Annotated in this window: 24 protein-coding genes; 17 read left to right on the plus strand and 7 right to left on the minus strand. The window is 72.6% G+C overall.

All coding sequences use genetic code 11. The features are described 5' to 3' along the window. Window positions 1–206: 206 nt before the first annotated feature. From O7613_RS09165 to O7613_RS09180, 4 genes are all read left to right on the plus strand, one after another. Entirely contained in the window at window positions 207–1352 is a 1146-nt protein-coding gene (locus O7613_RS09165; RefSeq protein ID WP_282294512.1) for a helix-turn-helix transcriptional regulator, read from the plus strand. A gap of 153 nt (window positions 1353–1505) precedes the next feature. Beyond that, on the plus strand, window positions 1506–1658 hold the full coding sequence (locus O7613_RS09170; RefSeq protein WP_281589661.1) for a hypothetical protein: 153 nt from the start codon (window positions 1506–1508) through the stop codon (window positions 1656–1658). Next, window positions 1648–2823 (plus strand): helix-turn-helix domain-containing protein, encoded by a 1176-nt coding sequence (locus O7613_RS09175; protein WP_282293253.1) that lies wholly within the window; start codon window positions 1648–1650, stop codon window positions 2821–2823. The genes O7613_RS09170 and O7613_RS09175 overlap by 11 nt, the downstream gene beginning before the upstream one ends. A gap of 212 nt (window positions 2824–3035) precedes the next feature. Beyond that, window positions 3036–4595: a polysaccharide lyase family 1 protein gene (locus tag O7613_RS09180; protein WP_282293255.1), complete on the plus strand. Its 1560-nt coding sequence runs from the start codon at window positions 3036–3038 to the stop codon at window positions 4593–4595. Between the two features lie 103 nt (window positions 4596–4698). Here O7613_RS09180 and O7613_RS09185 read toward each other — a convergent pair whose 3' ends face one another. The 3 genes from O7613_RS09185 to O7613_RS09195 all read right to left on the minus strand — a co-directional run bounded on the left by O7613_RS09185 (window position 4699) and on the right by O7613_RS09195 (window position 8732). Further along, a complete protein-coding gene (locus O7613_RS09185; RefSeq protein WP_282293256.1) occupies window positions 4699–6120 on the minus strand; it encodes a non-reducing end alpha-L-arabinofuranosidase family hydrolase in 1422 nt (473 codons plus the stop codon). 200 nt (window positions 6121–6320) lie between these two features. Continuing rightward, entirely contained in the window at window positions 6321–7382 is a 1062-nt protein-coding gene (locus O7613_RS09190) for an SRPBCC domain-containing protein (protein ID WP_281589654.1), read from the minus strand. A gap of 33 nt (window positions 7383–7415) precedes the next feature. After that, window positions 7416–8732, minus strand: coding sequence for a low temperature requirement protein A (locus tag O7613_RS09195; protein ID WP_281589652.1), 1317 nt, complete (start codon window positions 8730–8732; stop codon window positions 7416–7418). A gap of 112 nt (window positions 8733–8844) precedes the next feature. Here O7613_RS09195 and O7613_RS09200 point away from each other — a divergent pair, with 112 nt between their 5' ends. The 3 genes from O7613_RS09200 (at window position 8845) to O7613_RS09210 (ending at window position 12250) form a co-directional block, all read left to right on the plus strand. Next, complete coding sequence (locus tag O7613_RS09200) at window positions 8845–10689, plus strand: serine/threonine-protein kinase (RefSeq protein ID WP_282293257.1); 1845 nt, start codon at window positions 8845–8847, stop codon at window positions 10687–10689. Between the two features lie 84 nt (window positions 10690–10773). After that, complete coding sequence (locus O7613_RS09205; protein WP_281589648.1) at window positions 10774–11559, plus strand: hypothetical protein; 786 nt, start codon at window positions 10774–10776, stop codon at window positions 11557–11559. Window positions 11560–11566: 7 nt separating this feature from the next. Beyond that, window positions 11567–12250, plus strand: coding sequence for a class F sortase (locus O7613_RS09210; RefSeq protein ID WP_282293259.1), 684 nt, complete (start codon window positions 11567–11569; stop codon window positions 12248–12250). 9 nt (window positions 12251–12259) lie between these two features. Here the strand turns inward: O7613_RS09210 and O7613_RS09215 are convergent, their stop codons facing one another. After that, window positions 12260–12850: a TetR family transcriptional regulator gene (locus tag O7613_RS09215; protein ID WP_282293261.1), complete on the minus strand. Its 591-nt coding sequence runs from the start codon at window positions 12848–12850 to the stop codon at window positions 12260–12262. A 120-nt stretch (window positions 12851–12970) separates the two neighbouring features. On the opposite strand from O7613_RS09215, the gene O7613_RS09220 reads away from it, so the two are divergent. Continuing rightward, complete coding sequence (locus O7613_RS09220) at window positions 12971–14611, plus strand: MDR family MFS transporter (RefSeq protein WP_281589643.1); 1641 nt, start codon at window positions 12971–12973, stop codon at window positions 14609–14611. A gap of 88 nt (window positions 14612–14699) precedes the next feature. Then, complete coding sequence (locus tag O7613_RS09225; RefSeq protein WP_282293264.1) at window positions 14700–15551, plus strand: phosphatase PAP2 family protein; 852 nt, start codon at window positions 14700–14702, stop codon at window positions 15549–15551. Between the two features lie 8 nt (window positions 15552–15559). On the opposite strand, the gene O7613_RS09230 is transcribed toward O7613_RS09225, so the two are convergent. After that, window positions 15560–17638, minus strand: coding sequence for a cellulose binding domain-containing protein (locus tag O7613_RS09230; protein WP_282293266.1), 2079 nt, complete (start codon window positions 17636–17638; stop codon window positions 15560–15562). A gap of 225 nt (window positions 17639–17863) precedes the next feature. Here O7613_RS09230 and O7613_RS09235 point away from each other — a divergent pair, with 225 nt between their 5' ends. From O7613_RS09235 to O7613_RS09265, 7 genes are all read left to right on the plus strand, one after another. After that, window positions 17864–18616 (plus strand): lytic polysaccharide monooxygenase, encoded by a 753-nt coding sequence (locus O7613_RS09235; RefSeq protein WP_281589637.1) that lies wholly within the window; start codon window positions 17864–17866, stop codon window positions 18614–18616. A gap of 50 nt (window positions 18617–18666) precedes the next feature. Then, a complete protein-coding gene (locus O7613_RS09240; protein ID WP_282293268.1) occupies window positions 18667–19278 on the plus strand; it encodes a DUF305 domain-containing protein in 612 nt (203 codons plus the stop codon). 867 nt (window positions 19279–20145) lie between these two features. Continuing rightward, window positions 20146–21735 (plus strand): DHA2 family efflux MFS transporter permease subunit, encoded by a 1590-nt coding sequence (locus tag O7613_RS09245; protein ID WP_281589634.1) that lies wholly within the window; start codon window positions 20146–20148, stop codon window positions 21733–21735. Window positions 21736–21894: 159 nt separating this feature from the next. Beyond that, window positions 21895–22122: a hypothetical protein gene (locus tag O7613_RS09250; protein WP_281589632.1), complete on the plus strand. Its 228-nt coding sequence runs from the start codon at window positions 21895–21897 to the stop codon at window positions 22120–22122. Between the two features lie 35 nt (window positions 22123–22157). After that, window positions 22158–23240 carry a PIN domain-containing protein gene (locus O7613_RS09255; RefSeq protein WP_281589630.1) on the plus strand — a complete coding sequence of 361 codons (1083 nt, stop codon included), beginning with the start codon at window positions 22158–22160 and terminating at the stop codon, window positions 23238–23240. A 17-nt stretch (window positions 23241–23257) separates the two neighbouring features. Further along, window positions 23258–23731, plus strand: coding sequence for a molybdenum cofactor biosysynthesis protein (locus O7613_RS09260; RefSeq protein WP_282293271.1), 474 nt, complete (start codon window positions 23258–23260; stop codon window positions 23729–23731). A 162-nt stretch (window positions 23732–23893) separates the two neighbouring features. After that, complete coding sequence (locus O7613_RS09265; RefSeq protein WP_281589628.1) at window positions 23894–24460, plus strand: sigma-70 family RNA polymerase sigma factor; 567 nt, start codon at window positions 23894–23896, stop codon at window positions 24458–24460. 112 nt (window positions 24461–24572) lie between these two features. On the opposite strand, the gene O7613_RS09270 is transcribed toward O7613_RS09265, so the two are convergent. Beyond that, window positions 24573–25307, minus strand: coding sequence for a zf-HC2 domain-containing protein (locus tag O7613_RS09270; protein WP_281590304.1), 735 nt, complete (start codon window positions 25305–25307; stop codon window positions 24573–24575). A gap of 146 nt (window positions 25308–25453) precedes the next feature. Between O7613_RS09270 and O7613_RS09275 the strand changes: the two genes are divergently transcribed. After that, window positions 25454–25915: a hypothetical protein gene (locus tag O7613_RS09275; protein WP_282293272.1), complete on the plus strand. Its 462-nt coding sequence runs from the start codon at window positions 25454–25456 to the stop codon at window positions 25913–25915. A gap of 355 nt (window positions 25916–26270) precedes the next feature. On the opposite strand, the gene O7613_RS09280 is transcribed toward O7613_RS09275, so the two are convergent. Beyond that, complete coding sequence (locus tag O7613_RS09280) at window positions 26271–26507, minus strand: hypothetical protein (protein ID WP_282293273.1); 237 nt, start codon at window positions 26505–26507, stop codon at window positions 26271–26273. Window positions 26508–26610: the final 103 nt, after the last annotated feature.

A 26610-nucleotide genomic window follows, 5' to 3' on the forward strand; every position in this document is an offset into this window, starting at 1 on the left:
GACCGGTACCCGCACGGCCGAGGCATGCCTCCGGTCGATCCGAGCGTAGTCGCGCGGTCACCGGATCGCGGTCCGGCTTCGACGCGCTCTCGCACCTACCGGTGTACCGTCCGTTGTGGCAGCCTGCCGGAAAGTGATCGGCAGGGTTTCTCGTGTGTCTGGGAGCGCCGCTGATGCCTCGCCGTCCCATCCCCGCCGATCCGTCTATCGGCGACCGCATCCGGGCCCGCCGGGAGTTGCGCGGGTGGAGCATCCGCTACGCGGCCAGCCGCGCCGGCATCTCCCACACGTCCTGGTCCCGGATCGAACGTGGGCAGCAGCGCACCGACAGGTACATGGTCGTGGACCTGGCCGCCGCACTCGAATGCTCGGTGGTGGACCTGACCGGGCAGGCGTACACACCGGCCGACCGGCAGCTCGACGCCGCGCGCATCGACGCGGAGCGGGTCTGGCGGATCATGATGGACACGCCGATGACCGGGCGGTCCGACGCGCCGGCCACTGTCGAGCAGGTGCGTCGCGAGGCGACGCTCGTGCGTGGACTCTACGGTCGGTGTGACTACGCGGGCGCGTTGCGGCGGCTCGTCGATCTGGTGCCCGCGATGCACGGGCTGACCGAGCGGCGTGCGGCGTTGGCGGAGATGGTGCCGGTGTACGGCGTGGCGATGGGCTCCCTGCTGAGCGTCAGCTATCCGGTTCACGCCTGGCTGGCGGCGGAACGCTGCGCCGAGGCGGCTGCCCTGCTCGACGATCCGATCGCGGTCGGTGTCGCGACGGCCAACCGGGCACGGGTGTCCGCCTACTCGGGGGCGTACCGGCCGGCTCGGGCGTGGTGCGACGCGGCGGCGGCCGATCTCGCGGGCAGCGCGGTGGGCGGCGCGTTGGACGTTCTGGGATTCCTGCACCTCGCCCGGGCGCATCATCTCGCCGGCCTGCGGGACCGGGCGGGTGCCGAGGACCATCTCGACGAGGCGGCACAGATCGCCGCGCGGACCGGGGAGACGGACAGGTGGGATCTCGCCTGGGGTCCGCGGAACGTGGCGATGTGGCGGATGGCGTTCCTGCTCGACACGGGCCGGCCGGAGGAGGCCATGGCGGTGGCGGCGGGTGTGGACCTGGCCGGTCTGCCGGCGGTGCGACAGGTGTACTTCTGGCTCGACATGGGGCGCGCCGCCGAGGCCGTCGGCCGGGATCGGGAGGCGGTGCGGATGCTGCTCGCCGCCGAACGGGTCGGCCCGCAGCACGCCCGATCGTCCGTCTCGGCTCGGGAAACAGTGCGTTCGTTGCTGCGTAGGGGAGCGACGTCGAGCGAACTGCGGGGGCTCTGCGAACGAATGAGCCTCACGACGTAGTAGTGGTGCGTAAGCGTTCCAGCCGTTCCGTGCACGTTCCGTAGCGTCCCGATCACAGGCGTGGCGGCGGCGTTCCTGCCGGATCCGCGTCTTTGAACCGGCGCGACGGAGGCGGGTCCTTTCGCCGTGCCTCGTGTCCAGAGGGGAGCACCGATGGGACAGGGCGAAAGCGCTGGCGAACAGGCTGACCGGGCGGAACGGGAGGCGGCGCGGCAGCGGATCATCGCGCAGGCCGAGGCGGAGCGGACACCTGTTGACGACATCACCCGGGCGGTGCCGGATCGGCGGTGGCGGCGTGAGCGGTGAGCGGGTGCCGATCGGTCGGCGGGTGGCCTACCTGCGGGTGCGCCGGAAGCTCTCGCAGCAGACGTTCGCCGACCGGTTGGGCAAGTCGAAGAGCTGGGTGGACAAGGTCGAGCGCGGCGTGCGGTCGCTGGAACGGGTGTCGACGATCCGGGAGATCGCGGCGGTGCTGCGGGTCGACGCCGCCACCCTGCTCGGCGACGATGCCCGGCCCGCCGGGACGGCCGAGCGCACCGAGGGCGTCACGCGTATCCGCGCGGCTCTGTCCACGTACGGGATGACGCCGGCCCGCGACGACGTGCCGCCCGATCGGTTGGTCCAGGCGGTGCGGCACGCATGGACCACCTACCAGTACGCCCGGTATCCCCAGTTGGTCGAGCAACTGCCGGCGTTGCTGACCGGTGTCCAACGGTGGCAGGCGCGGGATACGCAGGCGGACCGTGCGGCGGTGGTGGACGCGTACCGGGTGACGGCGGCGCTGCTGACGAAGCTGAATGAGGCTGGCCTCGCGTGGTTGGCCGCGGATCGGGCGATGGCCGTCGCGGCGGGGGACCGGGTGTTGCTGGCCTGCGCGGCGGTGCAGCTCGGTCCGGTGTTGCGGGCGTCGGCGCGGGCACGGTCGGTGCTGCTGGCCGCCGCGTACCGGATCGCGCCACGCGACCTGGATTCCGGTACGCCGGGGGAGGTGTCGCTGTGCGGGACGCTGTTGACCCAGGCGGCGCTGACGGCGGCCCGGGCAGGCAACGGGCGCGCGGCCGGTGACCTGCTGGACGAGGCGGGGGAGATGGCCGCCCGGGTGGGCGACGGGTGCGACCACCACCGGACCGCGTTCGGGCCGGCTGCCGTGGAGGTGGCGCGGGTCGTGGCCGCCGTGGAGTTGGGTGACGGTGCGGAGGCGGTCGCCCGCCACGAGTCCGCGATCGAGGGGCAGGGGTGGCGGTGGTTGCCGCTGGACCATCGCGCGGCGCACCTGGTGGACGCCGCGCGGGCGTACCTCCTGGTCGGTGACGCCCAGAGCGCGGCGCAGGTCCTGGCGCGGGCGGACCGTCTCGCGCCGGCCGAGGTCCGGCACCGGCCGGCGGCGTGTGAGGTGGTCGCCCAGGTCGCCCGGTGCGCGGACGCCGCCGCGACGCTCGGCCGGCTCGCCCGGGGCCCCGGGGTGGTCTGAGGTAGTGCAAAAAACCTGCAAACGCCAGCCCTTGCCATCCACGAAAGCGCTTTCATACGATTGCGTTACATCGATGTTTCATTTGCGGACCGGGCTCCGCGAATGAATGAGAGCGGCCGGCGACGCGCCTGATCGCGTCGCGGCAATTCACCTTTCCCTTTTCGGCGACAGCTGGCTGTTCCGGCGTGCCCGAATACGAAGCGAGGCGGAAAATGAAACGACCAGTCGCACTGCGACTACAGGCCGCAATGGCAACGGCGGCGGTGGGAGCCGCGGTGGTGGTGGCGCTGCCGACACCCGAGGCGTCGGCGGCGGCCGGCGTCGCCACCGGCTACGCGACCCAGAACGGCGGGACCACCGGCGGCGCGGGCGGGCAGACGGTACGCGCCACCACCGGGACCGCGATCCACACCGCCCTGTGCAACCGGGCCAGCAGCAGCACCCCGATCATCATCGAGGTCAGCGGCACCATCAACCACGGCAACACCGCGAAGGTCTCCGGTTCGAGCTGCAACACGGCGGCCGGCGTGATCGAGCTGAAGCAGATCAGCAACGTCACCATCATCGGGGTGGGCGGCGGCGCCGTCTTCGATCAGCTCGGCATCCACATCCGCGAGTCGCGCAACATCATCATCCAGAACGTGACCGTGCGGAACGTCAAGAAGTCGGGCTCGCCGACCTCCAACGGCGGTGACGCCATCGGCATGGAGAGCACTGTCCGCAACATCTGGGTGGACCACGTGACGCTTGAGGCGTCGGGTGGGGAGTCGGAGGGCTTCGACGGCCTGTTCGACATGAAGAACGACACCCAGTACGTCACCCTGTCCTACAGCATCCTGCGTAATTCCGGTCGCGGCGGGCTGATCGGGTCGAGTGAGAGCGACCGCTCGAACAGCTTCATCACGTTCGACCACAACCTCTACGAGAACATCGACTCCCGTACGCCGCTGCTGCGCGGCGGCACCGCCCACATCTACAACAATCACTATGTGAGCCTGCACGAGTCGGGCATCAACTCCCGGGCCGGGGCGAAGGCGAAGGTGGAGAACAACTACTTCCGCAACTCGAAGGACGTACTCGGCACCTTCTACACCAACGAGCGCGGGTCCTGGCAGGTCAGCGGCAACATCTTCGACAACGTGACCTGGTCCGCCACTGGCGACGAGAACTACCCGGCGGGGCCGAACCCGACGTCCAACACCACCGTCGGCATCCCCTACTCGTACCGTCTCGACGGGGCGAGCTGCGTGCCGGACATCGTGCGGCAGACCGCCGGCGCGAACACCGGTCTGCGGGTGTCCGACGGCAACTGCACGCCGCAGTCCCCGCCGCCGACCACGCCGGGGCCGACCACGCCCGCGCCGACCACGCCGCCGCCGACGACCACGCCGCCGCCGTCCGGCGGGACCAACCTGAGCCTCGTCTCCGGCGCCGGCGCGGACGGCTCCAGCAAGGCCAGCGGCACCAGCTACGGCAACGTGCGTGACGGCAACCTCGGCACCTGGTGGTCGCCGTCCGGTTCGACCGGCACCATCTCGATCAAATGGGGCTCGGCCACCCGGGTGTCCCGGGTGGTGATCCGGGAGCCGTCCGGTACCCAGGGTTCGATCGGTTCCTGGCAGCTGGTCAACAACGACACCGGGGCCGTGTTGGCCGCCGGCAGCGGCGCTGGCGCCATCAGCTTCGCCGCCACCTCACTGAAGAAGATCAACTTCAAGATCAACAGCTCCAGCGGTACGCCGAGGGTCGGCGAGTTCGAGACGTACGCCTGACCGGCGCAAACGAGGCGGGGCGGCCGGATTGGCCGCCCCCGCCCCTGTGCGTCCCTCCGTCAGAGGGTGAGCAGTCTTCTCATGACCTCTTTCTCTCCGTGCCTCAGCGCTGGAGGGTGAGCAGGCCCGGGCGGTAGGGCAGGAGGCCGTAGTCGCCGCCGGAGTTGGGGGAGCGGCCCTGGTAGAGGAGTTGGAGGTTGCAGGGGTCGACGGTGAAGGTCTGGTCGGCGGTGGTGCGGATGAGTTCGCCGTGGCTGATGTCGTTGGTCCAGGTGGCGCCGCTGTTGGCCTTGCCGGCGAAGGGGTTGCTCTCGCTGGTGGCGTTGGGGGTCCAGGAGCCGCCCAGGCTGGTGGCGGTGAAGGAGCGGAAGTAGCGGCCCTGGGAGCCGATGGCTTCGACGATCATGAGGTAGCGGGTCTGTCCTTGGAGTTTGTAGACCTGGACGGCTTCGAACAGGTTGTTCGTGCTGTCGCTCATGATGGTGGTGTAGTTGGAGCCGAAGTTGCCGGGGAAGTTCCCGATCGGCATGCTGGCGCGGTAGATCTTGCCGTTGTCGCCGGCGAAGAACAGGTACATGTTCTGGTCGTCGGCGATCAGCGTCTGGTCGATCGGGCCGGTGCCGGAGCCGGAGATGCTGCCGGTGAACAGGGGTTGTGCCGAGGACCAGCCGTTGGGGTTGGTCGGGTCGGACGAGGTCTTGTAGGAGAACGCCGTGCCGCCCCACTGGTAGGCGAGCACCCAGATGTTGCGCGGGGCGAAGTAGAACAGGGTGGGTGCGACGGTGCCCTGGTTCATGCCGTTCTGGCTGGCCGAGGCCATGTCGGACCAGTTGGTGAACGGGCTGAAGTTCATCGAGCCCCACGACGAGCCGGTGTTGTGCGTGGTGGCGTAGACCAGGTGCTTACCGTTGTAGGGCACCACGGTGAAGTCCTTCAGCGACACCCAGCCGGACTTCGGCTGCGCCAGCGCGCCGGTCGACGACCAGCGGTACGACGTCGGCAGACTGCACGTGTTGTTCGGCGGCGGCGTGGTCGTCGGCGGCGGCGTGGGCGAGTTCGTCGGCGACGTGGTGGGTGAGCTGGTCGGTGACGTGGTGGGGTTGGTGGTGCCGCCGGTGCAGGTGACCCCGTTGAGGGTGAAGCTGGTGGGGGCGGGGTTGCTGCTGTTCCAGGCACCGTTGAAGCCGAACGAGGTGGTGCCGTTGGTGGGGATCGAGCCGTTGTAGCTGACGTTCTTGGCGGTGACGGCGGCGCCGCTCTGGGTGACGGTGGCGTTCCAGGCCTGGGTGACGGTTTGTCCGGCGCCGTAGTTCCAGGTGAGTGTCCAGTTGGACAGTGAGTCGCCGAGGTTGGTGATGGCGACGTCGGCGCCGAAGCCGCCGCCCCACTGTGCCGTCACGGTGTACTTCACCGAGCAGCCGGCAGCCGCGGCCCCGGCCGGCAGCGCCGCGACGACTCCGGTCGTGGCCAGCAGCACGGCGCCGGCCGACGCCAGGCCGACATTGGCGGCCCTAAATCTAGGCATAACGCTTCCTCCTGTGGTGGTGGCGGCCGGTGCATTCGCGGGGATGATTGTGTTGTGAACGTTAACAGCCGCGTCAGGTATGTTACGGGAGCGCTCCCAGGGGCTCAATGGGGGAAATTCTTAAGAAAGACGCCCGGCGATCAACCGATTGCCGGGCGGGTGGACGACGATGGCCCGGTGTCGCTGCTGCGGGCGGTGGGTCAGGGGGTGGCGCAGGGGGTGTTGTCGGTGGCGCAGGCGGCGGGGGCGTTGTGCAGCGGGTCCGGGTCGCGGATGTCGAAGCGGATGGTGACCGACCCGTCGGGCGGCAGTTCGGCGCCGGTGAACGTGACCACGGTGCCGTCCTGCGCCGCCTCGGCACCCTCCACCGAACCCACGGTGGCGTTGTCGCCGATGGTCACCGTCACCGTCCACTCCGGGCGTGGGACCTGGCCCGGGTTGCGCAGCACGACCTCGCCGCGATAGCCGAACACCCGGTCGGTGACGGTCTGGTAGGTCGCGGCCAGCGGAAGGGCGGCCGGCGGCGTCGGGCTCGGCGTACGGCTGGTGGAGGGGGACGCCGACGGCGACGGCGAGGCGCTGCGACGGCTGGCGCTCGGCGTGGGCCGGGCGGTCGTGGGCCGGGGCGACGCGCTGGCCGTGGTGGAGGGCAGGACAAGCGGCGGCGGTGACGGCGGCGGCGCCTCGGACGCGGCCGGGGTGTCCCGGTTCGCCCACAGCGCCGCTGCGGTGGCGGCGCCGAGCAGCACCACCGTGGCGACGGCCAGCAGCACCCGCCGCCGGGACCGGCGTCGCTTGTCGCCGGACAGCCGGACCACAGGCAGTTCCGCGGTCAGCCCGCCCTCGGCGCGGCGCAGGTCGACCTCCTGGAACGCGAGCCAGTCGAGGATCGCCGGTAGCCGTCCGGTCACCGCCTGCCCGTGCTGCGCGGCGCGGGCCTCGGCGTCCCAGTCGCCCTCCTCCAGGACCTCTCGCACGGAGAGTCGGGTGCCGTGCGCGGTGGGGACCAGGTCGCAGGCCAGACGGGTGGCCCGACCGGCTTCCCGGCACCGTACGACCAGCCGTTGGGCGACGCGTAGCTCGACCACCTCGACCTCGGTGTCGGCCTGGTAGCCGGACAGCCCCGCGGTCGCCAGCACCCAGCGGTCGTCCTCCGATGTGCTCTCGGCGAACCACTTGGCCAGCAGCGACCGTTCGGTCAACGCCTGCCAGATCCGGGCCGACGGATGGGACAGGTCGACCTCGGTGACGATCTCGATCACGCGGAGACTCTAGGGCCTCTGTCAAGTAATGGGTCACTCCGTCCCATCCTCGCGCCACCGGGCCCGCCAGGCGGCCTCGCGCTGCTCGCCGCTGACCCGCTCCTGGTGCACCATCCGCCGTAGCGCGGTCCGGGCGTCCGCGTAGACGACCAGCTCGACCGCGACGAGCGCCACGCAGATCGTGGTGAGCAGTCCGAGCGCGCCGAGCGCCGGCAGGTGCCGGCCCACGGGCAGCGCGATCGCGAGCGCGACGAGCGTGCCGACCCGGGTCCACGACAGGGTGCCCAGCGTGCGCCACTGGAACGCCATGTTGGCGGCGAGGTAGACCATCACGCCGGCGAAGAGCAGCGGCGCGGCCGGTCCGTGGCCCCGCTCCGCCGCCCCGCCCGACGGGTCGGTGACGGTGCGGACCAGCTCCTCCGCGCCGATCGCGAACAGGATCACCCCGGCGATCATCGGCAGGTAGAGATAGGCGTACGCGTCGCGGGCCATCGCCACCCGGGGATGGCCCTCGGCGGTGTGCAGCGCGATCCGCGCCGCCGGCCCGATCATGTCGAAGTGGGCCCACCACAACGCGGCGGTGAACAGGATGCCGAAGATCGCCGCCGGGATGGCCGGCCAGGTCACCGTCTTGCCGAGCAGGTTGCCACCGACCCCGACCGCGATGACCGACTCGCCCAGCGCGATGATCAGGATCAGGTCGTAGCGTTCGGTCCAGTGCTCGGCCGAGGCGATCCGCCAGCCGTCGGTGCCGGCCAGCAGCCCGCTGCTGTACTGCACCGCGACGACGGCGATCCACAGCCCGTCGCGCAGCCACGGCCCGTTCTGCGGGTCGACGTGTGGCGGCAGCAACGCGGCCACCAGCAACAGGCAGGTCGAGAGCACCAGCTCGGGCAGGAACAGCCACACCTTGTGTCGGGCCGGTGGGTCGCCACGGGTGGCGTACCAGTACAGCGACGTGTGCACGACCCGGATCACCACGTAGCTGACCGCGACCAGGATCGGGCCGGCGGCGCCGTTGCGCAGGTCGCCGAAGGTCTGTGGCAGGGCCAGCGCGAACGTGAACAGCGCGACCATGCCGACCACCATGAGGATCGGTACGAAGCCCTCGCCCAGCCGCAGCCGGGCGGCCACCGCGCTGTGCACCACCCAGCACCACCAGAGCACGGCGAGCACCAGCAGCGCGTGCAGCAGTTCCCGCAGCGTCAGGTTGGCGGCGGTGGCCCGGGTGATGAGGAAGAAGGACACCACGAAGACGAGGTCGAAGAAGACCTCGAACTTGTCCACCCGGGTGGCCGGGGCGACCTCGGCTGCGGGTCCGAGGCCCTTACGCCACCGGTCGCCGCCCACCGGCCGAGTGTGTCAGCCCAGCTCAGAGGCCGTCCCGAATTCGGTGGTCAGGCCACCCATCCGCAGCCGGGGCGGCGCCGAATCACCAGTTGTGACGGACCATCTCGAACGCGTGGGGCGGTACCGGCTGGTGCGCTGCGTCGGCCAGGGCGGCATGGGGCGGGTGTGGCTGGCCCGGGACGAGTTGCTCGACCGCGACGTCGCGGTCAAGGAGGTGCTTCCGCGGGCCGGCGCGTCGCCGCCGGAGACCGCCGAGTTGCACGACAGCACGCTGCGCGAGGCGCGGGCCGCCGCCCGCCTGGACCACCCCAACGTGGTACGCGTCCACGACGTCATCACCGCCGACGGCCGGCCCTGGATCGTCATGCAGTACGTCCCGTCCCGGTCGCTGCACCGGATCGTCACCGACGACGGCCCGCTGCCGCCCCGGTCGGTGGCCCGTATCGGGGCCGAACTGGTGGAGGCGCTGCGTGCGGCGCACCGGGCCGGGGTGCTTCACCGGGACGTCACTCCGCGCAACGTGCTGGTCACCGCAGACGGGCAGGTGCTGCTCGGCGACTTCGGCGTGGCGGCGGTGGAGGGGGCGGCGGCGTTGAGCCGGTCGTGGGGGATCACCGCCACCCCGCAGTACGTGGCGCCGGAGCGGGTCCGCCGGGGCGTCTCCTCACCCGGCACCGACCTGTGGGCGTTGGGTGCCACGCTCTACACCGCGGTCGAGGGACGGCCACCGTACCGCCGGGACGGCACCATGGCCACGTTGCTGGCGATGGCGACCGAGCCACCGGACCGGATGCGTCGCGCCGGCCCGCTGGCTCCGGTCGTCGCCGGTCTGCTCGCCCGGGACGAGCGGCAGCGGCTGACCGCGGGGGAGGCGGCCCGGATGCTGCGCCGGGTCGCCGGCCTCGACGGCCGGCGCGGGTTCGGCCGGCTCCGCCCACCCTCCCGGTCCGTCGAGGGGGCGGACCGGTCGCGGGTCACGCCACCGGCGTCGCCACCCGGCGCCGACGTGACGCAGGCGCTGCCGGCACCGGAGACCACGGGACCGCCGCGGACAGCGGAGACCACGGGACCGCTGCCGTCGGGGGCGGAGGTCACCCAGGCTCTGCCGGCGGGTGGTCACGGTGTCCGCCGGACTCCCGTCGTACCGGGGCTCGACGTCCTGCCGCTGCGCGTGCCGAGCGGCGGGTCGGACCGGCGTACCGGATGGCGTTCCGCGGCCACCCTGGCCGCCGTGGTGGTGGCGCTGGCGACGGCCGGTGGGGTGGCGGTCGCCGGCGTGCGGACCGCGCTCGGCGAGTGGCGCGACGGCGTCGGGGGTGGTCCGTTTCCGACGGCGGCCGGACCCGTGCCGCCCGGCCCCGCGCCCGCCGGGACGGGTCCGACGCCGGCCGGGACGAGCCCGGCGGCGGCCGGGGCGGGTGCCGCGCCGGCGGTGCCGGGCGCGCCGTGTCTCAGTCGGCCGTCCGCGCCGACGCCGGTGACCGCCGGTCGGGCGCCGGCTGGTGGTGGCCGGCTGCCGACCGGGTGGGTGTGGCACCGGGACCGGGTCGGCTTCGCCGTCGGCCTGCCGGCCGGCTGGACGCGCGACGTCGACGGCGCGGTGGTCTGCCTGCGCGACCCGGCCGGCACCCGGGTGCTGGGGGTGCAGGTCGCCGGTGGCCGGGCAGCGGACCCGAGCGGGCTGTGGCGGCGCGAGGCCGAACGGCTGCGCGCCGCCGGCGGGCTGCCCGGATACGAGCGGGTCAGCATCGGCCCGGTGATCCGGCCGGGCGGCGCGGCCGAGTGGGAGTACACGTGGGACGGACCCGACGGCCGGCTGCACGCCCGCCGCCTGGTCGCCAACGGCACCGGGGCCGGCAGCCGGCACCGGCTGGTCTGGGTCACCGCCGACGACCGCTGGTCGGCGGAGCAGGAGGTCCACCGGGTGGTGCTGGCGAGCTTCCGCCGGCCCGCGTGAGCCGCGACCCATCCGGTCGCCGCGCCGCTCCGAATGCCTGACACGTCCCGGCGCCGGTGCCGGGACCGGCGACGAGGAGAAACCGTGAAACTGTCCCGAACCCTGCTGGCGCTGCCGGCGGCGGCGCTCGTCCTCGGCTTCCCCGGGGTGGCGCACGCCGACGAGAGCGTCCGGGTGGCCCTGCTCGACCTCAACGAGACCGGGGCCCGCGGCACCGCCACGCTGACCACGACCGACGGCGGCGACCTGCGGGTGCGGATCACCTCCACCGGGATGACCCCGAACTCCCCGCACGCGCAGCACATCCACGGCGCGGTGAACGGCATGGACTTCCACTGCCCGGACAAGTCCGCCGACGCCGACGGCGACGGCTACGTCAGCACCGAGGAGGGCCTGAAGATGTACGGCGACATCTTCATCTCGCTCACCACCGCCGGTGACACCACCCGGGCCAGTGGCCTGGCGGTGGACCGGATGCCCAAGGCGGACGCCCAGGGCAAGCTGACCTACGACCGGGTCATCAAGGCCGCCGAGCTTCCGGCCGGCACCATCGACCACCTCAAGGACCTGCACCTGGTGCAGCACGGCATCGACGCCAACCGCAACGGCAAGTACGACATGGAGGCGCTCGGCGAGTCCACGTTCGCCAAGTCGGTCGGCGTGAACGGCATCCCGGAGGAGGCCACCGACCCGGCCACCTGCGGCATGGTCAGCGGCGCCGCCGCGGGCTCCGTACCGGCCGGCGGGGTGGCCACCGGCGACGGCAGCACCGAGCCGACCCCGATGGGCATGTACGCCGCGGGCGGACTGGCCCTGCTCGGGGCGGCCGGCCTGGTCGTCGCGCGGCGTCGCGTCGGCCGGCAGGGCTGAGCCGGCCGTGGACAACCCGGAGAATCGTACGGCCACCGGCCCCCGCCGTCAGCGCACCGCGCTCGCGGCGGGGGCGGCCCTGCTCGCCGTCGCCGCCGCGGTCGCCGTCGGCCTGACGGTGTCCGGTGGGAACGACCGCCCGCCGCGGGTTACGGTCCCGGCGGCGACGAGCCCGGCTCCGGCGCCGCCCCCCGCCGGGCGTGCGGGTGTGCTGACCAGCGGGCCGTTGATGGCCTCGTCCCCGCCGGTGCGCATCGGCATCCCGAGCCTGGGGGTGGACGCGCCGATCGTCCCGCTCGGACTGCGGCCGGACGGCGCGATGCAGGTGCCGGACAGCGCGACCGACGTCGGCTGGTTCACCCGGGCCCCGACGCCGGGCTCTCTCGGGCCGGCGGTGCTGGCCGGACACGTGAACTGGAAGGGGCGCGAGGGCTCCTTCTTCGACCTGGCCCGCCTGCGTCCGGACACCCCGCTGGCGGTGCGGCGGCGTGACGGCAGCACCGCCACGTTCGTCGTCACCCGGGTCGAGCAGCACCCGAAGGACCGGTTTCCCAGCGACGACGTCTACGGCCCGACCGATCACGCCGCGCTGCGCCTGATCACGTGCGGCGGTGAGTTCGACCGGAAGCGGGACAGCTACCGCGACAACGTCATCGTCTACGCGCGGCTCGCGCGCGCCCAGCCGGCGTGACGCGGCGGCTCAGCCGGTCGCCGGCGTGGCGTGGGCGAGGACGTCGCGCAGCACGTCGCGCAGGGGCATGTCCGGGTGCTCGATCCACTGCTGGGCGGCGACGCGGAGGGTGGCCAGGAACGTGGCGGCCAGGATGCGCGCCCGCAACGGCGCGTCCGGGCCGGTGAGCCGGCGGGCGATCTCCGTGGACAGGTCCCGCTCGATCGCCGCGTACGCGCCGACCTGGTGGGCGATCAGGCTCGGGTGGCCGTGCAACTGCCGGCGCCGGGCCAGCCAGGGCTCGGCCGGGTCGTCGTGGCTCTCGTCGGCCTCGGCCACGGCGGCCCGGGTCAGCGCGGTCCAGGGCGGCAGCTCGGCCGGCTGCTCCGCGACGAGCGCCAGCATCCGGCGCAGCCGCAGCGTGTCGCCGTGGAAGAGGGCCTCCTCCTTGCCGGAGAAGTAGTTGGAGAACGTGCGTCGGGAGACGTTGACGGCGTCGGCGATGGCCTCGACGGTGACCCGGTCGGGGCCGTGCTCGACGGCCAGGCGCAGGGCCGCCTCGTGCAGCGCCAGGCGGGTGGCCGCCTTCTTCCGCTCGCGCAGGCCGGTGCACTCCTCCATGCCGGCCAGCGTACGTGATCCTTTTCTCAATGGGCAAACTTGCCTCATGGGCAACATTTGCTGATGATTGCTTGGGGCAACCAAGCGGCCACCCTAACCGACACACCTGGAGGACGCGCGATGAGCGCACCCACCGCGACGGCCGAGGCCGCGCCGATGAGCCGGCGGCAGACGCTGGAGGCACTCAGCGGGCTGCTGCTGGTGCTCTTCGTGGCCATGCTGAGCAGCACCGTCGTCTCGACCGCCCTGCCGAAGATCATCGGGGCGCTGAACGGCTCGCAGACGCAGTACACCTGGGTGGTCACCGCCACCCTGCTCACCGCCACGGCGACCACCCCGATCTGGGGCAAGCTGGCCGACCTGTTCAACAAGAAACTGTTGATCCAGGTCGCCATCGTGGTCTTCCTGGTCGGCTCCGTCGCGGCCGGCTTCTCGCGGAGCGCCGGCCAGCTCATCGGCGCCCGGGCCTTCCAGGGCATCGGCGTCGGCGGCCTCCAGGCGCTGGTCCAGGTCGCCATCGCGGCCATGATCCCGCCGCGCGAGCGGGGCCGCTACAACGGCTACCTGGGCGGTGTCATGGCGCTCGCCACGGTGGGCGGCCCGCTGCTCGGCGGCCTCATCGTCGACACCTCCTGGCTCGGCTGGCGCTGGTGCTTCTTCGTCGGCGTGCCGGTCGCGATCATCGCGCTGTTCCTGCTCCAGATCACGCTCAACCTGCCCACCGTCCGCCGGCAGAACGTCAAGATTGACTATCTGGGCGCCACGCTCATCGCGGCCGGGGTCAGCGTGCTGCTGATCTGGATCTCCTTCGTCGACGGCTCGTTCGCCTGGCTCTCCTGGCAGACCGGCGCCATGGTCGGCGGCGCGGTGCTGCTGCTCGCGTTGGCCGTCTGGGTCGAGGCGCGGGCCGCCGAGCCGGTGGTCCCGCTGGCGATCGTCCGGGAACGCACCACCGCGCTCGCGATCCTCGGCAGCCTCGCGGTCGGCATGGCCATGTTCGGCGGCGCGGTCTTCCTCGGCCAGTACTTCCAGATCGGCCGCGGCTACAGCCCGACCGAGGCCGGCCTGCTCACCATCCCGATGATGGGTGGCGTGCTGATCTCCTCGATCGTCGCCGGCCGGATGATCACCTCAAGTGGAAAGATCAAGCCGTACATCGTGTTCGGCTCGATCGTGCTCGTCGCCGGCTTCGCGCTGCTGGGCACCATCGACCACCAGACCTCCCTGGTGATCGTCGGGGTGGCCATGTTCGTCGTCGGCGTCGGCGTCGGCATGACCATGCAGAACCTGGTGCTCGCGGTGCAGAACACGGTCGCGCTCAAGGACATCGGCGCGGCCAGCGCCAGCGTCGCCTTCTTCCGCTCGCTCGGCGGCACCATCGGCGTGTCGGTGCTCGGTGCGATCCTGGCCCGGCAGGTCACCGACCGGATCACCCGCGATCTCGCCGCGGCCGGCATCCCCGCCTCCGGCAGCGGTGGCAGCAGCACGTTGAACCTCGACGCGCTGCCCGAGCCGGTACGACAGATCGTCCGGGCCGCGTACGGGGACGCCACCGGTCACATCTTCCTCATCTCGGCCGCGATCGCCGTCGTCGGTGTCGTTGCGGCGCTGTTGCTTCGCCCCGTTACTCTTCGCTCCAGCCTCGATCTTCCGGACGTCGGCCGATCGGTGGCGGTGGGCGCCGACGCGGTCGACGGGGCGCCCGCGTTCGACGGGGTGGGTGCTGACCCGGCCGGCCGGGAGGAACACGCCCGCCGCTGAGCCCGTACCCCAGGGCCGTCGCCGACCACGGCGGCGGCCCTGGTGCGTGCGTGCCGGCCGGCGGGCGGACCAGGTGAAGGAGGAGCGGGTGCAGACCAGCCAGGGCGCGTCCACACGGGGAGGCGCACTGCGCCGGGCGGCCCGCGAGCTGACGCTCGTCGCGGTGCTCTTCCTCGCCTACAAGGTGGGCCGGCAACTGGTCGCCGGCCGGGCCGGCACCGCGCTCGCCAACGGCGAGCGGATCTGGTGGCTGGAGCGGCTGCTGCACCTGCCGAACGAGGCGCTCGTGCAGGCGCCGCTGCTGGCGCACGAACTGCTGGTGCGGCTGGCCAACAGCTACTACGCCTACGTGCACTTCCCGGCCACCGTGCTCTGCCTGATCTGGCTCTACCTGCGCCGGCCGGCGCACTACCTCCGGCTCCGGCGGGCCCTCGCGGCGCTGACCGCCGCGGCGTTCGTGCTGCACGTCTGCGTACCGCTCGCGCCGCCCCGGCTGACCGCGCTCACCCACCTGGTGGACACCGGCCGCCGGTACGGCCCGACCGTCTACGGCCCGCCCGAGGCCGACCAGCTCAGCAACCAGTACGCGGCGATGCCCTCGCTGCACGTGGGCTGGGCGGTGGCGGTGGCGCTGGCCCTGATGGCGGTCACCGCCGGGCGCTGGCGCTGGCTCTGGCTGGCCCACCCGCTCGTCACCATGCTCGTGGTCGTCGGCACCGGCAACCACTACTGGCTCGACGCCGTCGTCGCGGTGCTCCTGCTCGCGCTGATCCTGGCCGCGCTGCCGCGACCGGTCGAGCCGTCCCGGCAGCCGGCACCGCCGCCGGCCGAACCGCCGCGCCCGCACGTGGTGCCCGCGCCGCGCCGCGCCGGCCGCCGCCGGACCGTGAAGGTCCCGACGACGGCCGACGCCCGGCTCCGACCGTCCGGCCGGGGCTGAGGCCCGGCTCAGCCGCGCACGGTGCAGACCATGCCGTTGAGCCGGAACACGCCCGGCGGTACGTTCGGCCCGCTGTACGCCCCGACGAAACCGGCGCTCGTGCTCCCGCCGTCGGCCGCGAGCCGGCGGTTGTCGGCGGTCGGGGTCACCCGGACCTCCCGGCCGGTCTGGGCCCAGGTGGCGTTCCAGCCGCTGCTCACCTGCTGCCAACCGGTCGGCCAGGTCCAGGTCAGCGTCCAGCCGTCGATCTCGTCCGGGCCCGTGTTCACCACGTCGACGGTGGCCACGTAGCCGTTGCCCCAGTCGCTGTCGTTGTGGAAGCGGACCGCGCAGCCGCTGTCGGCCGGGCTGCCGGTGGCGAACGTCAACGGCGGCGACGACCAGGACACCCGACCGGCGGTGTCCCGGGCGAGCACGTTGACCGTGTAGCGGGCGCCCGGTTCGAGGTTGCGTACGGTGAACGAGGTGCCGGCGGTCTCCCCGAGCTGCTCGCTCACCGCGCCGAACTGCCGGTACACCTCGTACTTCGCGATCGGCGCGGCGCCCGCGGTCGCCGCCGGCCAGGAGATGGTCGCCGCGCGGTCGGTCACCGCGCTCGCCGTCGGCCGCCCCGGCGCGGTCGGCCGCCCGGCCGTGCCGCCGGCCGGTCGCAGCACGAGCGTGGTCAGGGAGTACGGCGGAAGCGTCCGGGTGGTGGCGCTGCCGGAACGGTCGGTGCTCACCCCGGTCGCGCCGTTGGTGAGCGTGTGCACGGTGGGCGCCTCGTCCGCCGGGGTGAACCCGGCATAGTCGACCGCCACCGGGTACGCGGTGTCCGGGTCCTTGTTGAGCAACTGGACCGCCAGGCTGCCGTCGGGTCGGCGTACCGCGTGCGCGGCGACAAGCGGCTGGTCGGTGCCGGCGCGGACGAACTGATCGCCGGGGCGGGCGAACAGGTTCATCATGGACAGCGCGTGGTAGGGCGCGAACGGCGTGTTGAACGGCGGCTCGCAGACGTCGCCGTCGCTCGTGCAGTTGCCGCTCGACAGCAGCCCGAAGTCGCCGTAGTCGGTCTGCCCGGCCACCTCGGAGACGGTGCCGAGGCCGTTGTGCACGTTCCACCACTGCACCGTGAAGACGCCCTGTTCCAGCAGGCCGCTGTAGGCGTCGGCGAGGAACAGCGCGCCGGGCTGGGTGTTCCGGCCGGCGTCGACGTTCAGCTCGGTGAGGCTGATCCCGATCCGGTCGGAGTCCGGGCCCGCGTACCGGGAGATCTGCTGGCGCAGCAGCCAGGCGGCGTCGGGGAGCTGGTTGGTGCGGGTCAGCGACTCGGCGGCGGTGCCGCCCGGGTACCAGTGCACGTCCACGAAGTCGATCTTCGGGCCGGCGAGGGAGAGCACGGTCTGGTTCCACGGTCCCGGATCGGCGCCGGCGGTGATCCCGTCGGGCCAGTTGCCGGGCATGGTCAGCACCGCGCCCACCTTGACGCTCGGGTCGACCGCCTTCATCGCGTCGGCGTACTCGATCACCAGCTTGGCGTACTGGGTGGCGCTCTTGTCGGCGTGGTCGTCGGCCTCCCAGGCCGACCCGTAGTGGCCGTTGCCGTAGTTCTCGTTGCCGACGGTCCACCACTTCGCGCCGTAGCCCTTGGTGACGTTGGCGTAGCGCACCCAGTCGGCCGCCTCGGCGGGCGTCCCGGTGCCGTAGTTGGCGATGATCATCGGCTGGGCGCCGACCCGGCGCGCGCCGGCCATGAACGTGTCGAAGTCGGTGTCCGGCGCGACGTAGCCGCCGGGCGCGGTGTGCGTCTTCCAGTGGTAGATGTCGGCGTACGAGCCGCCGGGGTAGCGCAACATCCGCACACCGGCGGCCTTGAGCAGGTCGGACGTCTCGGCGCTGCCGAGTTTGGCGTCCCAGATGGCGTGGTTGACGCCGAGCGCGGTGTCCGGCACGGTGGCCAGCCCGGCGCGGGCGTTCACGGTCACCGCGACCGGGTCGGCGGCGGCGCCGGCGGCGGGCGCCTCGACGGTGGCGAGCGCGGTGGTGGCGAGCAGCAGACTGGCCGCGTACGCGGTCCAGCGGCGTACGTGGGGCAGGGATCTCCACATGGGGGTGTCCTTCGAGAGGCGGGTTCCCGGGTCGGTGCCGCCGTCCTCCCGGATGCCTACCGGCGCCCGGGTGCCCAGGAACGACGATCGGCTCCACGCGCTGATCAGGATCACACGCGCGAGGCGAAGCTCTCAAGGCTTAATTTATAGACAGGAGTCTTTACTGTTAACAAGGTTTAATTTATGTTCGTGACACCTTCCGTACCCCCCGAAGGAGTTGCCACCATGCGCCGAAGAATCACCCTCCCGCTGCTCACCACCGGTGCCGTCACCGCGACGCTGGCGCTGGCCGCACCCGCGCAGGCCCACGGCTACGTCTCCTCGCCGCCCAGCCGCCAGGCGCTCTGCGCGCAGAACCGGGTGCCCGACTGCGGCCAGATCCGGTACGAGCCGCAGAGCGTCGAAGGACCCAAGGGCCTGAAGAACTGCCACGCCAACATCGCCGGATTCGCGGTGCTCAACGACGACAGCCGCAACTGGCCGGCCACCGCGGTCGGCGGCACGGTGACGTTCACCTGGATCAACACCGCCCGCCACGCCACCGCCAACTGGGAATACTGGATCGGCAACACCCGGGTCGCGGTCGTCGACGGCGGTGGCCGCCAACCCGACGCCACCGTGTCCCACACCGTCAACCTGGGCGGCTTCTCCGGCCGGCAGAAGCTGCTCGCGGTCTGGAACATCTCCGACACCGCGAACGCGTTCTACTCCTGCGTCGACCTCCAGATCGGCGGCGGCAACCCGTCACCGTCACCCACCCCGACCCCGTCACCGACCCGCACCGCCACGCCGCCGCCCACCCCCACCCCGACCGCCAGCGCCACGCCGGCGCCCGGCGGCACCTGGGCCGCCGGCAGGACGTACCAGGTCGGTGACACGGTGACCTACGCCGGCCGCAGCTACCGCTGTCGCCAGGCGCACACCGCGATCGCCGGTTGGGAACCCCCGAACGTGCCCGCCCTGTGGCAGCAGCTCTGACACCGCCCCCACCCTCTGTTGCCTGCTGCACTTTCACGGAAAGAGTGGTCATGTCACGCGGAACAACCACTCTTTCCGTGAATCAGCGCTCGGCCCGGCGTGCGGGGTCGGCTCTTCTGGTGGGGGTGGTGCTCGCTCTGGGCGGGTGCGGGGGTGCGCCGGCGACACCCGTCGGCGCGCCGTCGACGTCGGCGGGTGCCGCCGAGACCAGCGGAATCGACGCGTTGTTCCTCGCCATGATGGTGGCGCACACCGAACAGACCCTGGAGATCGTCGGGCTCGGCCTCGACCGGGCCATCGACCCCCAACTCCGTACGCTGATCGCCGCCGTCCGGGCCACCGAGACCGACGAGCTGGCCACCATGCGCGGCTGGCTGCGCGAGGCCGGTCCGTCCGCGTCGGCCGCCGCCGCCCGGCACGACCACTCCGGGCACAGCGACGCCGTCGCCGGCCTGGCCCGGCTGCGGGCCGCCCCGGCCACCGGCTTCGACCGGGTGCTACGCGAGGTGCTCGCCGCGCACCAGCGCACCGCCGCGGCTCTGGCCCGCGCGCAGGTGGCCGCCGGCACCAGCGAGCGGGTACGCGACCTCGCCGCCCGGATCGACCGCTCGCGCACGGCCGAGGTGGCACTGATGACGTCTTCCGCTCCGGCCCCTTCCTGAGGGCCCTTCCGCCGCTCCCGGTCTGCTCCGCTCCCGGTCTGCTCCGCTCCCGGTCTGCTCCGCTCCCCGGTCCACCCCGGGCTGGTCTGCTCCGGTGCGATCTGGTCTGGACCTCGGGGAGATGACGGCTGGTCGAGGCGGACGGTGCCCGTCCCGGGCTCAGGGGGCGAGCGATCAAGGAGTTCGCGTCATCGGGGGACCCAGCTCCGACGCAAACGCCTTGATCACGCGGAGACGTCGCCCCGACGGCCAGCCCGCAGCCGGAGGGAGGGCGTCGATCATGAAGTTAGCGGCGGTGGGGAGCGCTCTCCCAGTGGCCAACTTCATGATCAGCAGGGGAGCAGGGGAGCAGGGGAGCAGGGGAGCAGGGGAGCAGGGGAGCAGGGGAGCAGGGGAGCAGGGAAGGGGGCGGGTGGGGGACGGACTGGTGTGGGCTTGTTGTTGCGGCGCTGGCTTGGGGGAATGGGGTTGTGGTCGGTGGCGGACGCTGCCACTTCGGCGGAGTGCTCGCTTGCGGTCCCGGCTGCCGTTGATTCGGGCGGGGGAGGGCTCGACGGGGGCATGACCTTCGTCACGGTGAGTGGTGCCGCCTCGGTGTGCCGCAACGGCCGACGAAACGGGTCGCATCGGTGCTTTCCGCTTGGCGAAGTGCGGTACGCGCGCCGGAAAGCGGGCCGCGCGCGGGGCGCGGAGGCCGGTCGGCGGCTGCGCGGTCGTTCGCCTCTCGGCGAAACGGGCCGCGCGATGTCGCAGCCCGTGGCTAGGCTTTCCGCCGAACGTCGTCCCCGCCTCACGTCCGTCCGTGCGCCCCATGGCGCGCGGCGCCGCCACGGCCCCTCGGACCGGACCGGAACCAGGAGATTGTCTGTGACCCAGCAACCCGTCGCGACATCGAACAAACTCGACGCCGCGGTGCTCAAGGTGGCCGGCGTCGTCGTGCTCGGTGCGATCATGTCGATCCTCGACGTGACCGTCGTCAGCGTGGCCATCCCGACGTTCCAGAGCGAGTTCGACGCCTCGTACGCGCGCGTCGCCTGGACCATGACCGGCTACACCCTCGCGCTGGCGACGGTGATCCCGCTCAGCGGGTGGGCCGCGGACCGGTTCGGCACCAAACGCCTCTACATGGTGGCGTTGGCGCTGTTCACCATCGGCTCCGGGCTGTGCGCCACGGCCGACTCCATCGGTGAGCTGATCGCCTGGCGCGTCGTCCAGGGCCTCGGCGGCGGCATGCTCATGCCGCTGGGCATGACCATCATGACCCGGGCCGCCGGCCCGCACCGGATCGGTCGGCTGATGGCCGTGCTCGGCATCCCGATGCTGCTCGGCCCAATCGGCGGTCCGATCCTCGGCGGCTGGCTGATCGACACCGCGAGCTGGCACTGGATCTTCCTGATCAACCTGCCGATCGGCGTGGTCGCGCTGGTCTACGCCCAGCTGGCGCTGCCGAAGGACGCTCCCGAGCCGTCGGAGTCGTTCGACTTCCTCGGCATGCTGATGCTCTCGCCGGGCCTGGCGCTGTTCCTCTACGGCGTCTCCTCGCTGCCGGAGGCCGGCACGGTCACCGACCCCGAGGTCTGGTTGCCCATGGCCGTCGGCGCCGCGCTCGTGGTCGCCTTCGTCCGCTACTCGTTCCGGCCCCGGCACCCGCTGCTCGACCTGCGGCTGTTCCGCAACCGCAACCTCACTGTCGCCGCGCTCACGCTGTTCGTCTTCATCATCGCGTTCATGGGCGCGGGCCTGCTGTTCCCGAGCTACTTCCTGCAGATCCGCGGCGAGACCACGCTCACCGCCGGCCTGCTGATGGCGCCGCAGGGCATCGGTGCGATGATCACCATGCCGATCGCCGGCATGCTCGCCGACCGGGTGCCCGTCGGCCGGACGGTGCCGTTCGCGCTGGTCCTCCTCGCGGCTGGGTTCTTCACCTTCACCCAGCTCGGCACCGACACGTCCTACCTGCTGCTCTGCGGTTCGCTGTTCGTGATGGGCCTCGGCATGGGCGGCACCATGATGCCGATCATGACCTCGGCGCTGAAGACGCTTCAGGCCGCGGAGGTGGCTCGCGGGTCGACGCTCGTCAACATCCTCCAGCAGATCGGCGGCTCGGTCGGCGCGGCGGTGATGTCGGTGATCCTCACCAGCGAGCTGAACGGCTCGCGGCCGATCCCCGGCGTGACCGATCCGGGCAGCGGCGCCCCGGTCACCGAGGCGCAGCTCGCCATCGCCGTGCAGCAGCAGCCCGAGCTGGCACAGCAGTTCCCGGTGCCGCCGTCGCTGATCGAGCGCGGCCTCGACTTCGCGGCCAGCTCCTTTGCCACCACGTTCTGGGTGGCGTTCGGCCTGGTGCTGCTCACCTTCATCCCCGCCGCCCTCCTGCCCCGCCGGCGCGAGCCGTCGCACCTGCTCGACGGCGAGCCGGGGGAGGAGCAGCGGCCGATGCCGGTGCCGATCCACTGATCCTCGCCCGTCTCGCATCGGGCCGACCGCCGCCGGCGGTCGGCCCGATGACGTGTCGGCCGGGCCGCGCCATGGGTCGGCGGGGGTCGGGGCGTATCGCCACCGGCGGGCCGGGCAGCGCCTAGGCTCGACCCAGGACGCCGGCGAGAGGCGGGCAGGGTGAGCGCAGGCGGCGAGGACCGGTCGGCGCGGCGGCGCAGGCGCCTACTGCTGGCGGGCCTCCTGGCCGTGGTCGCGTTGATCCTGCTGCTGCTCGCACTCACCGTCGCCACCGGCACGGTCGCCGGCGTCGAGGTGGTGCTCGCCCTGCTGCTGCTGGTGGCCAGCTACGCCGTCCAGCGGGTGGCCCGCCGGGAGACCGTCTACCGCGACGAGCGGCGGCGGTGACCGGCGTGACCACCTGACCCGGCTAGGCTGACCGGGTGGATCAGGAAGACCGGATCGCGCTGTTCCTCGACTACGAGAACCTGGCGCTGGGCGTACGGGACCATCACGGCGGTCGGCCGTTCGACTTCCGTCCGATCGCCGACGCCCTCGCCGAACGTGGCCGGGTGGTGGTGCGCCGGGCGTACGCCGACTGGTCGTACTTCGACGAGGACCGGCGGATGCTCACCCGCTCGCACGTCGAGTTGATCGAGATCCCGCAGCGGATGGGCTTCTCGCGCAAGAACGCCGCCGACATCAAGATGGCCGTGGACGCGGTCGAGTTGGCCTTCGAGCGTGGCTACATCTCGACGTTCGTGATCTGCACCGGTGACAGCGACTTCACCCCGCTCGTGCACAAGCTGCGCGAACTCAACAAGCGGGTGATCGGTGTCGGGGTGGAGAAGTCGACCTCGGCGCTGCTGCCGCCGGCCTGCGACGAGTTCCTCTACTACGACCGCCTCGAAGGGGTCGACGTGCCGCCGCCCGCGGCCCGCCGCACGCGCCCGTCCCGGCCGGCCGGGCCGTCGCCGGTGGAGCCGGCGCCGGAGCCGCCGGTGGAGACCGCCCCGGCCGAGGACGAGTCGGCGCGCGACGTCGACACGCTCGCGGTCCTGCTCGTGCAGACCGTGGCCGGCATGCAGGGCAGCTCCAGCGGCGAGGTCACCGCGTCCGGCCTGAAGCGTGCCCTGCTCCGCAAGGACCCGACGTTCAGCGAGTCCGACTACGGCTTCCGTACCTTCGGTGAGCTGCTGCGGCACCTGGCCGCCTCCAACGTGGTGGAGTTGGCCGCCGGCCCGGCCAAGGGCGACCCGGAGGTGTCGTTGCCCGAGCGGGGTGACCGGGAGGTCGCGTTCGGGCTGCTCCGATCCGTGGTGGTGGACCTGACCGGCGAGGGCGGCGCGGTGGCGCTGTCCGGCCTGAAGGACCAGCTCCGGCGCGCCCGGCCCGACTTCAGCGAGAAGAAACTCGGCTACCGCAGCTTCCTCCAGTTCTGCAAGGCCGCCGCGACCGACGGGGCGGTGGAGCTGCGGTGGAGCCCGGACGACGGCGACTACCTGCTCACCCCGCAGCCCACCTGAGCACGGCACACGTCGCCATGGCCCGGATCGTGCAGCTGCTGGCCTCGCCGGTGCACCGCTACGTGGGCCGGCCGGCGGACGGACCCGCCCCGGCACCGCCCGGCGAACTTGTCGACCGGGTGCGCGTACGCGCCGGCCTGGGCGTCGTCGGTGACCGCTATTTCGGTCGGGCGGCACACCGCACGGCGAGCGTCACGCTCATCGCGCAGGAGTCACTGCCGCCCGGCGCCGACCTGACCGAACTCCGCCGCAACGTGCTGACCAGCGGCATCGCGGTGGACGAGATGGTCGGCCGGGTGCTCATCCTCGACTCCGGCGACGGGCCGGTCAGCCTGCGGGTGCACCGGGCCGCGCCGCCGTGCGCCTGGCTGGACGTGGTGGTCGCGCCAGGCACCTGGAAGGCGCTGCGGCGGCGGGCCGGCGTGCGCTGCGAGCCGCTCACCGACGGCGTCCTGCGGGTCGGCCCGGTCACGGTCGCCGTCGACGGCTGAGGGTGCGCCGGAACTTTTCCCGCCCGCCGGCCGACCAACCTCGGGGTCACCGATCGTCGCGGTCGGCGGCGGGGTGACGGAGAGGACGCCAGGGATGAACCGAACGACGCCCGCATCCGTACCGTCCGACATGATCGTGTCGGAGCGGCGGGCGAGCCGCGGATGAGCCTGGACGCCGACGACGAGCAGGTGACCCGGTGGGCGCACCTCGCCGGGCAGGGCGACCAGCAGGCCGCCGCGGCGTTCGTCCGGGCGCTCCAGGGCCCGGTGTGGCGGTTCCTCGCCCACCTGGCCGGGCCGGCGGAGGCCGACGACCTCGCCCAGGAGACATTCCTGCGTGCGCTGCGCAGCCTGCCCGGCTTCGCCGGCCGTTCCTCGGCCCGGACCTGGATCTTCACCATCGCCCGCCGGGTCGCCGTGGACCAGGTGCGGGCCGCGACCGTACGCCCCCGGGTGGCCGCGCTTCCCGACTGGCAGGCCGCCGCCGAGGCGGCCGGGGCGGTGACCGCCGGCGGGGACGACAGCGTGGCGCTGCGCGGGCTCATCGCCGGGCTGGCGCCGGACCGGCGGGAGGCGTTCGTCGCCACCCAGGTGCTCGGCCTGTCCTACGCCGAGGCCGCCGAGGTGTGCGGCTGCCCGGTCGGCACCATCAGGTCCCGGGTCGCCCGCGCCCGCGAGGACCTGGTGTCGGCCTGGACCACCGACACCCGGGACCGCCGCGCCCGCTGAGCCAGCGTCACCCGCACGAGCCGAGCGCTGATTCACGGAAAGAGTGGCTATTCCGCGCGGAATAGCCACTCTTTCCGTGAAAGCGCAGCAAGGGCGGGTGGGGCGGGGTACGTCAGGCGGCGCGGCGGTCGTGGGCCTGTGCGGTGTACGGGCCGGGCGGCACCAACCGCAGCGGGGCCGGCGCGGGTGGCTCCTCGGTGCGCAGCGCCCAGCGCGACCCGGACGACCGCTGGTCGGGCGGCGTGTCGCCGGGCCGCCAGCCGGGCCGGGACAGCACCAGCATCACCGCCCAACCGACCAGCAGGAAACCGTGGCTGACCAGCCGGGTCACCGCCACCTGCCCGGTGATCAGGTCGTTCACCGACAGCAGTACGAGCGTGACGACGAACGCGCTGAGCATCGGCAGCAGCCCGGACGGGGTGGACCGGCGCAGCGCGACGTAGAGGAAGCCGGCGCCGACGGCCACGTTCCACGCCGCCGACTCGTGCCACAGGTGCTGGCCGGTGGTGTGCGCGTGCGCGACCACCGCCTCCCGGCCGATCTGCGCCAGGCCGAGCACCAGTTGCACGGCCCCGAGCAGGCCGAGCGCCGCGCGCAGCCCCAGCGCCAGCTGCCGGCGGCGGCTCCGCCGGGGCGGCGGCGCGGCGGCCAGTACGGACGCGACCAGGTCGGGCACCTGCGGGGCGAGTTGGGTACGGGCTCGCCGGTTGACCGCCGCGGCCGAGTCGAACCAGCGTCGGCACCCGGCACAGCCGCTCAGGTGCGCCTCGGCCGCCTCGGTCTCCGCCCGGGACGCCTCACCGTCCAACTGGGCCGACAGGATCTCCCGCCACTGCTCACACGCCATGTAGAGATAGTCGTCCGGCCCGGCCACCTGGTTCCCGGTGGGGTGCCGATCACGCTGGTCGGGGGGCGATCGGCGCTGTTCGCGCCACCGGCGTGCCGCCGGACGCGGCGGTCCGCCGGGCCGCCGCCGCCCGTTAGCATGTGCCGATGACCTTCGACGCCACGCTCACCCGTATCAACGAGGGCGTGCAGTTGCACCACCAGCAGGGCGAGCGTGCCGCCGCGCGGGACCTGTTCGCCCAGGTGTGGGACGAGATCGGCGGGGAGCGGGGCGACGCGCTGCACGTCTGCGTCCTCGCCCACGCGATGGCCGACGTGCAGGACGACGTCCGCCAGGAACTGCTCTGGGACGAGCGCGCGCTGGCGGCGGCCGACCGACTCACCGACGCCCGGGTCGCCGAGTCGGGGGTGCCGCTGTCGGTGGCCGGGCTCTATCCGTCGCTGCACCTCAATCTGGCCGAGTGTCACCGCAGGCTCGGCGACCTCGACCGGGCCCGCGAGCACCTGCGGCAGGCCGAGGCGGGCATCGACGCGCTCGGCGACGACGGGTACGGCAAGCTGATCCGGGACGGCCTGGACCGGCTGACCCAGCAACTCGCCGCCGGGTAGCGGCTACGGGCCGCCCGCGGTAGCGGCGACGGGCGGCGGGACCGGTCGAGCCACGCCAGGAAGCGGTCCCACAGGACGGCCGGCTCCGGAACGTCGTGCGGGTTCAGCGCGTACAGGTCACCGACCGCGTCGTGCAGCATCCCGGCCAGGTAGACGGCCAGGCCCACCATGTCGCCGTCGTAGTCGCGCAGCATAGCGGCCCGCGCCGGCTGGCACGGCCAGTGCGTACCGTCCAGGCGGCAGAGCCAGATCGGGCGTACGGGACGATGCCCGTTGTCGCCGCCCGTCGTGTCGCCGCCGGTCATCGCAGCCTCAGCGCAACGGCGCGGGCCTCCTCGTCGCTCAGCGAGAGGAATCACAGGAAGCGGCGGACGATCGCCACCGGGTCCGGGCCGCCCGGCCGCCCCCGCAGGTCACGGATCGCGTGGCGGGTGATCCGGGAGAACTCCGGCAGCAGCGTCGCCCGGCGCGCGGCGTCCGTCGGGATGGACCGCAACATCGGGCAGGGCCAGTCCCGTCCGCACTGTTCGCAGACCCAGTCCGGACCGCAGGCCCGATGGCCGTACGGGACATGTGGTGTCTCCTCGCGCACCGCGTCCTCCCATTTCTTGGCATGGCGTCGGTGACACTCTGCTGTGGAGGCACTACGGTCGGAAGGGCCGCCGTTGGTCCGGCGAGCGTTGGGAGAAGCGTTC

Source organism: Micromonospora sp. WMMD975, from assembly GCF_029581215.1.
GTDB lineage: Bacteria > Actinomycetota > Actinomycetes > Mycobacteriales > Micromonosporaceae > Micromonospora.

What these genes read in the sequence shown, in the direction of transcription:
- O7613_RS09215 (WP_282293261.1), bottom strand. Translation starts at nt 12,850, where the DNA reads ATGGAGGAGTGCACCGGCCTGCGCGAGCGGAAGAAGGCGGCCACCCGC.
- O7613_RS09235 (WP_281589637.1), top strand. Translation starts at nt 17,864, where the DNA reads ATGCGCCGAAGAATCACCCTCCCGCTGCTCACCACCGGTGCCGTCACC.
- O7613_RS09185 (WP_282293256.1), bottom strand. Translation starts at nt 6,120, where the DNA reads ATGCCTAGATTTAGGGCCGCCAATGTCGGCCTGGCGTCGGCCGGCGCC.
- O7613_RS09265 (WP_281589628.1), top strand. Translation starts at nt 23,894, where the DNA reads ATGAGCCTGGACGCCGACGACGAGCAGGTGACCCGGTGGGCGCACCTC.
- O7613_RS09275 (WP_282293272.1), top strand. Translation starts at nt 25,454, where the DNA reads ATGACCTTCGACGCCACGCTCACCCGTATCAACGAGGGCGTGCAGTTG.
- O7613_RS09180 (WP_282293255.1), top strand. Translation starts at nt 3,036, where the DNA reads ATGAAACGACCAGTCGCACTGCGACTACAGGCCGCAATGGCAACGGCG.
- O7613_RS09220 (WP_281589643.1), top strand. Translation starts at nt 12,971, where the DNA reads ATGAGCGCACCCACCGCGACGGCCGAGGCCGCGCCGATGAGCCGGCGG.
- O7613_RS09270 (WP_281590304.1), bottom strand. Translation starts at nt 25,307, where the DNA reads ATGGCGTGTGAGCAGTGGCGGGAGATCCTGTCGGCCCAGTTGGACGGT.
- O7613_RS09260 (WP_282293271.1), top strand. Translation starts at nt 23,258, where the DNA reads ATGGCCCGGATCGTGCAGCTGCTGGCCTCGCCGGTGCACCGCTACGTG.
- O7613_RS09230 (WP_282293266.1), bottom strand. Translation starts at nt 17,638, where the DNA reads ATGTGGAGATCCCTGCCCCACGTACGCCGCTGGACCGCGTACGCGGCC.
- O7613_RS09240 (WP_282293268.1), top strand. Translation starts at nt 18,667, where the DNA reads ATGTCACGCGGAACAACCACTCTTTCCGTGAATCAGCGCTCGGCCCGG.
- O7613_RS09170 (WP_281589661.1), top strand. Translation starts at nt 1,506, where the DNA reads ATGGGACAGGGCGAAAGCGCTGGCGAACAGGCTGACCGGGCGGAACGG.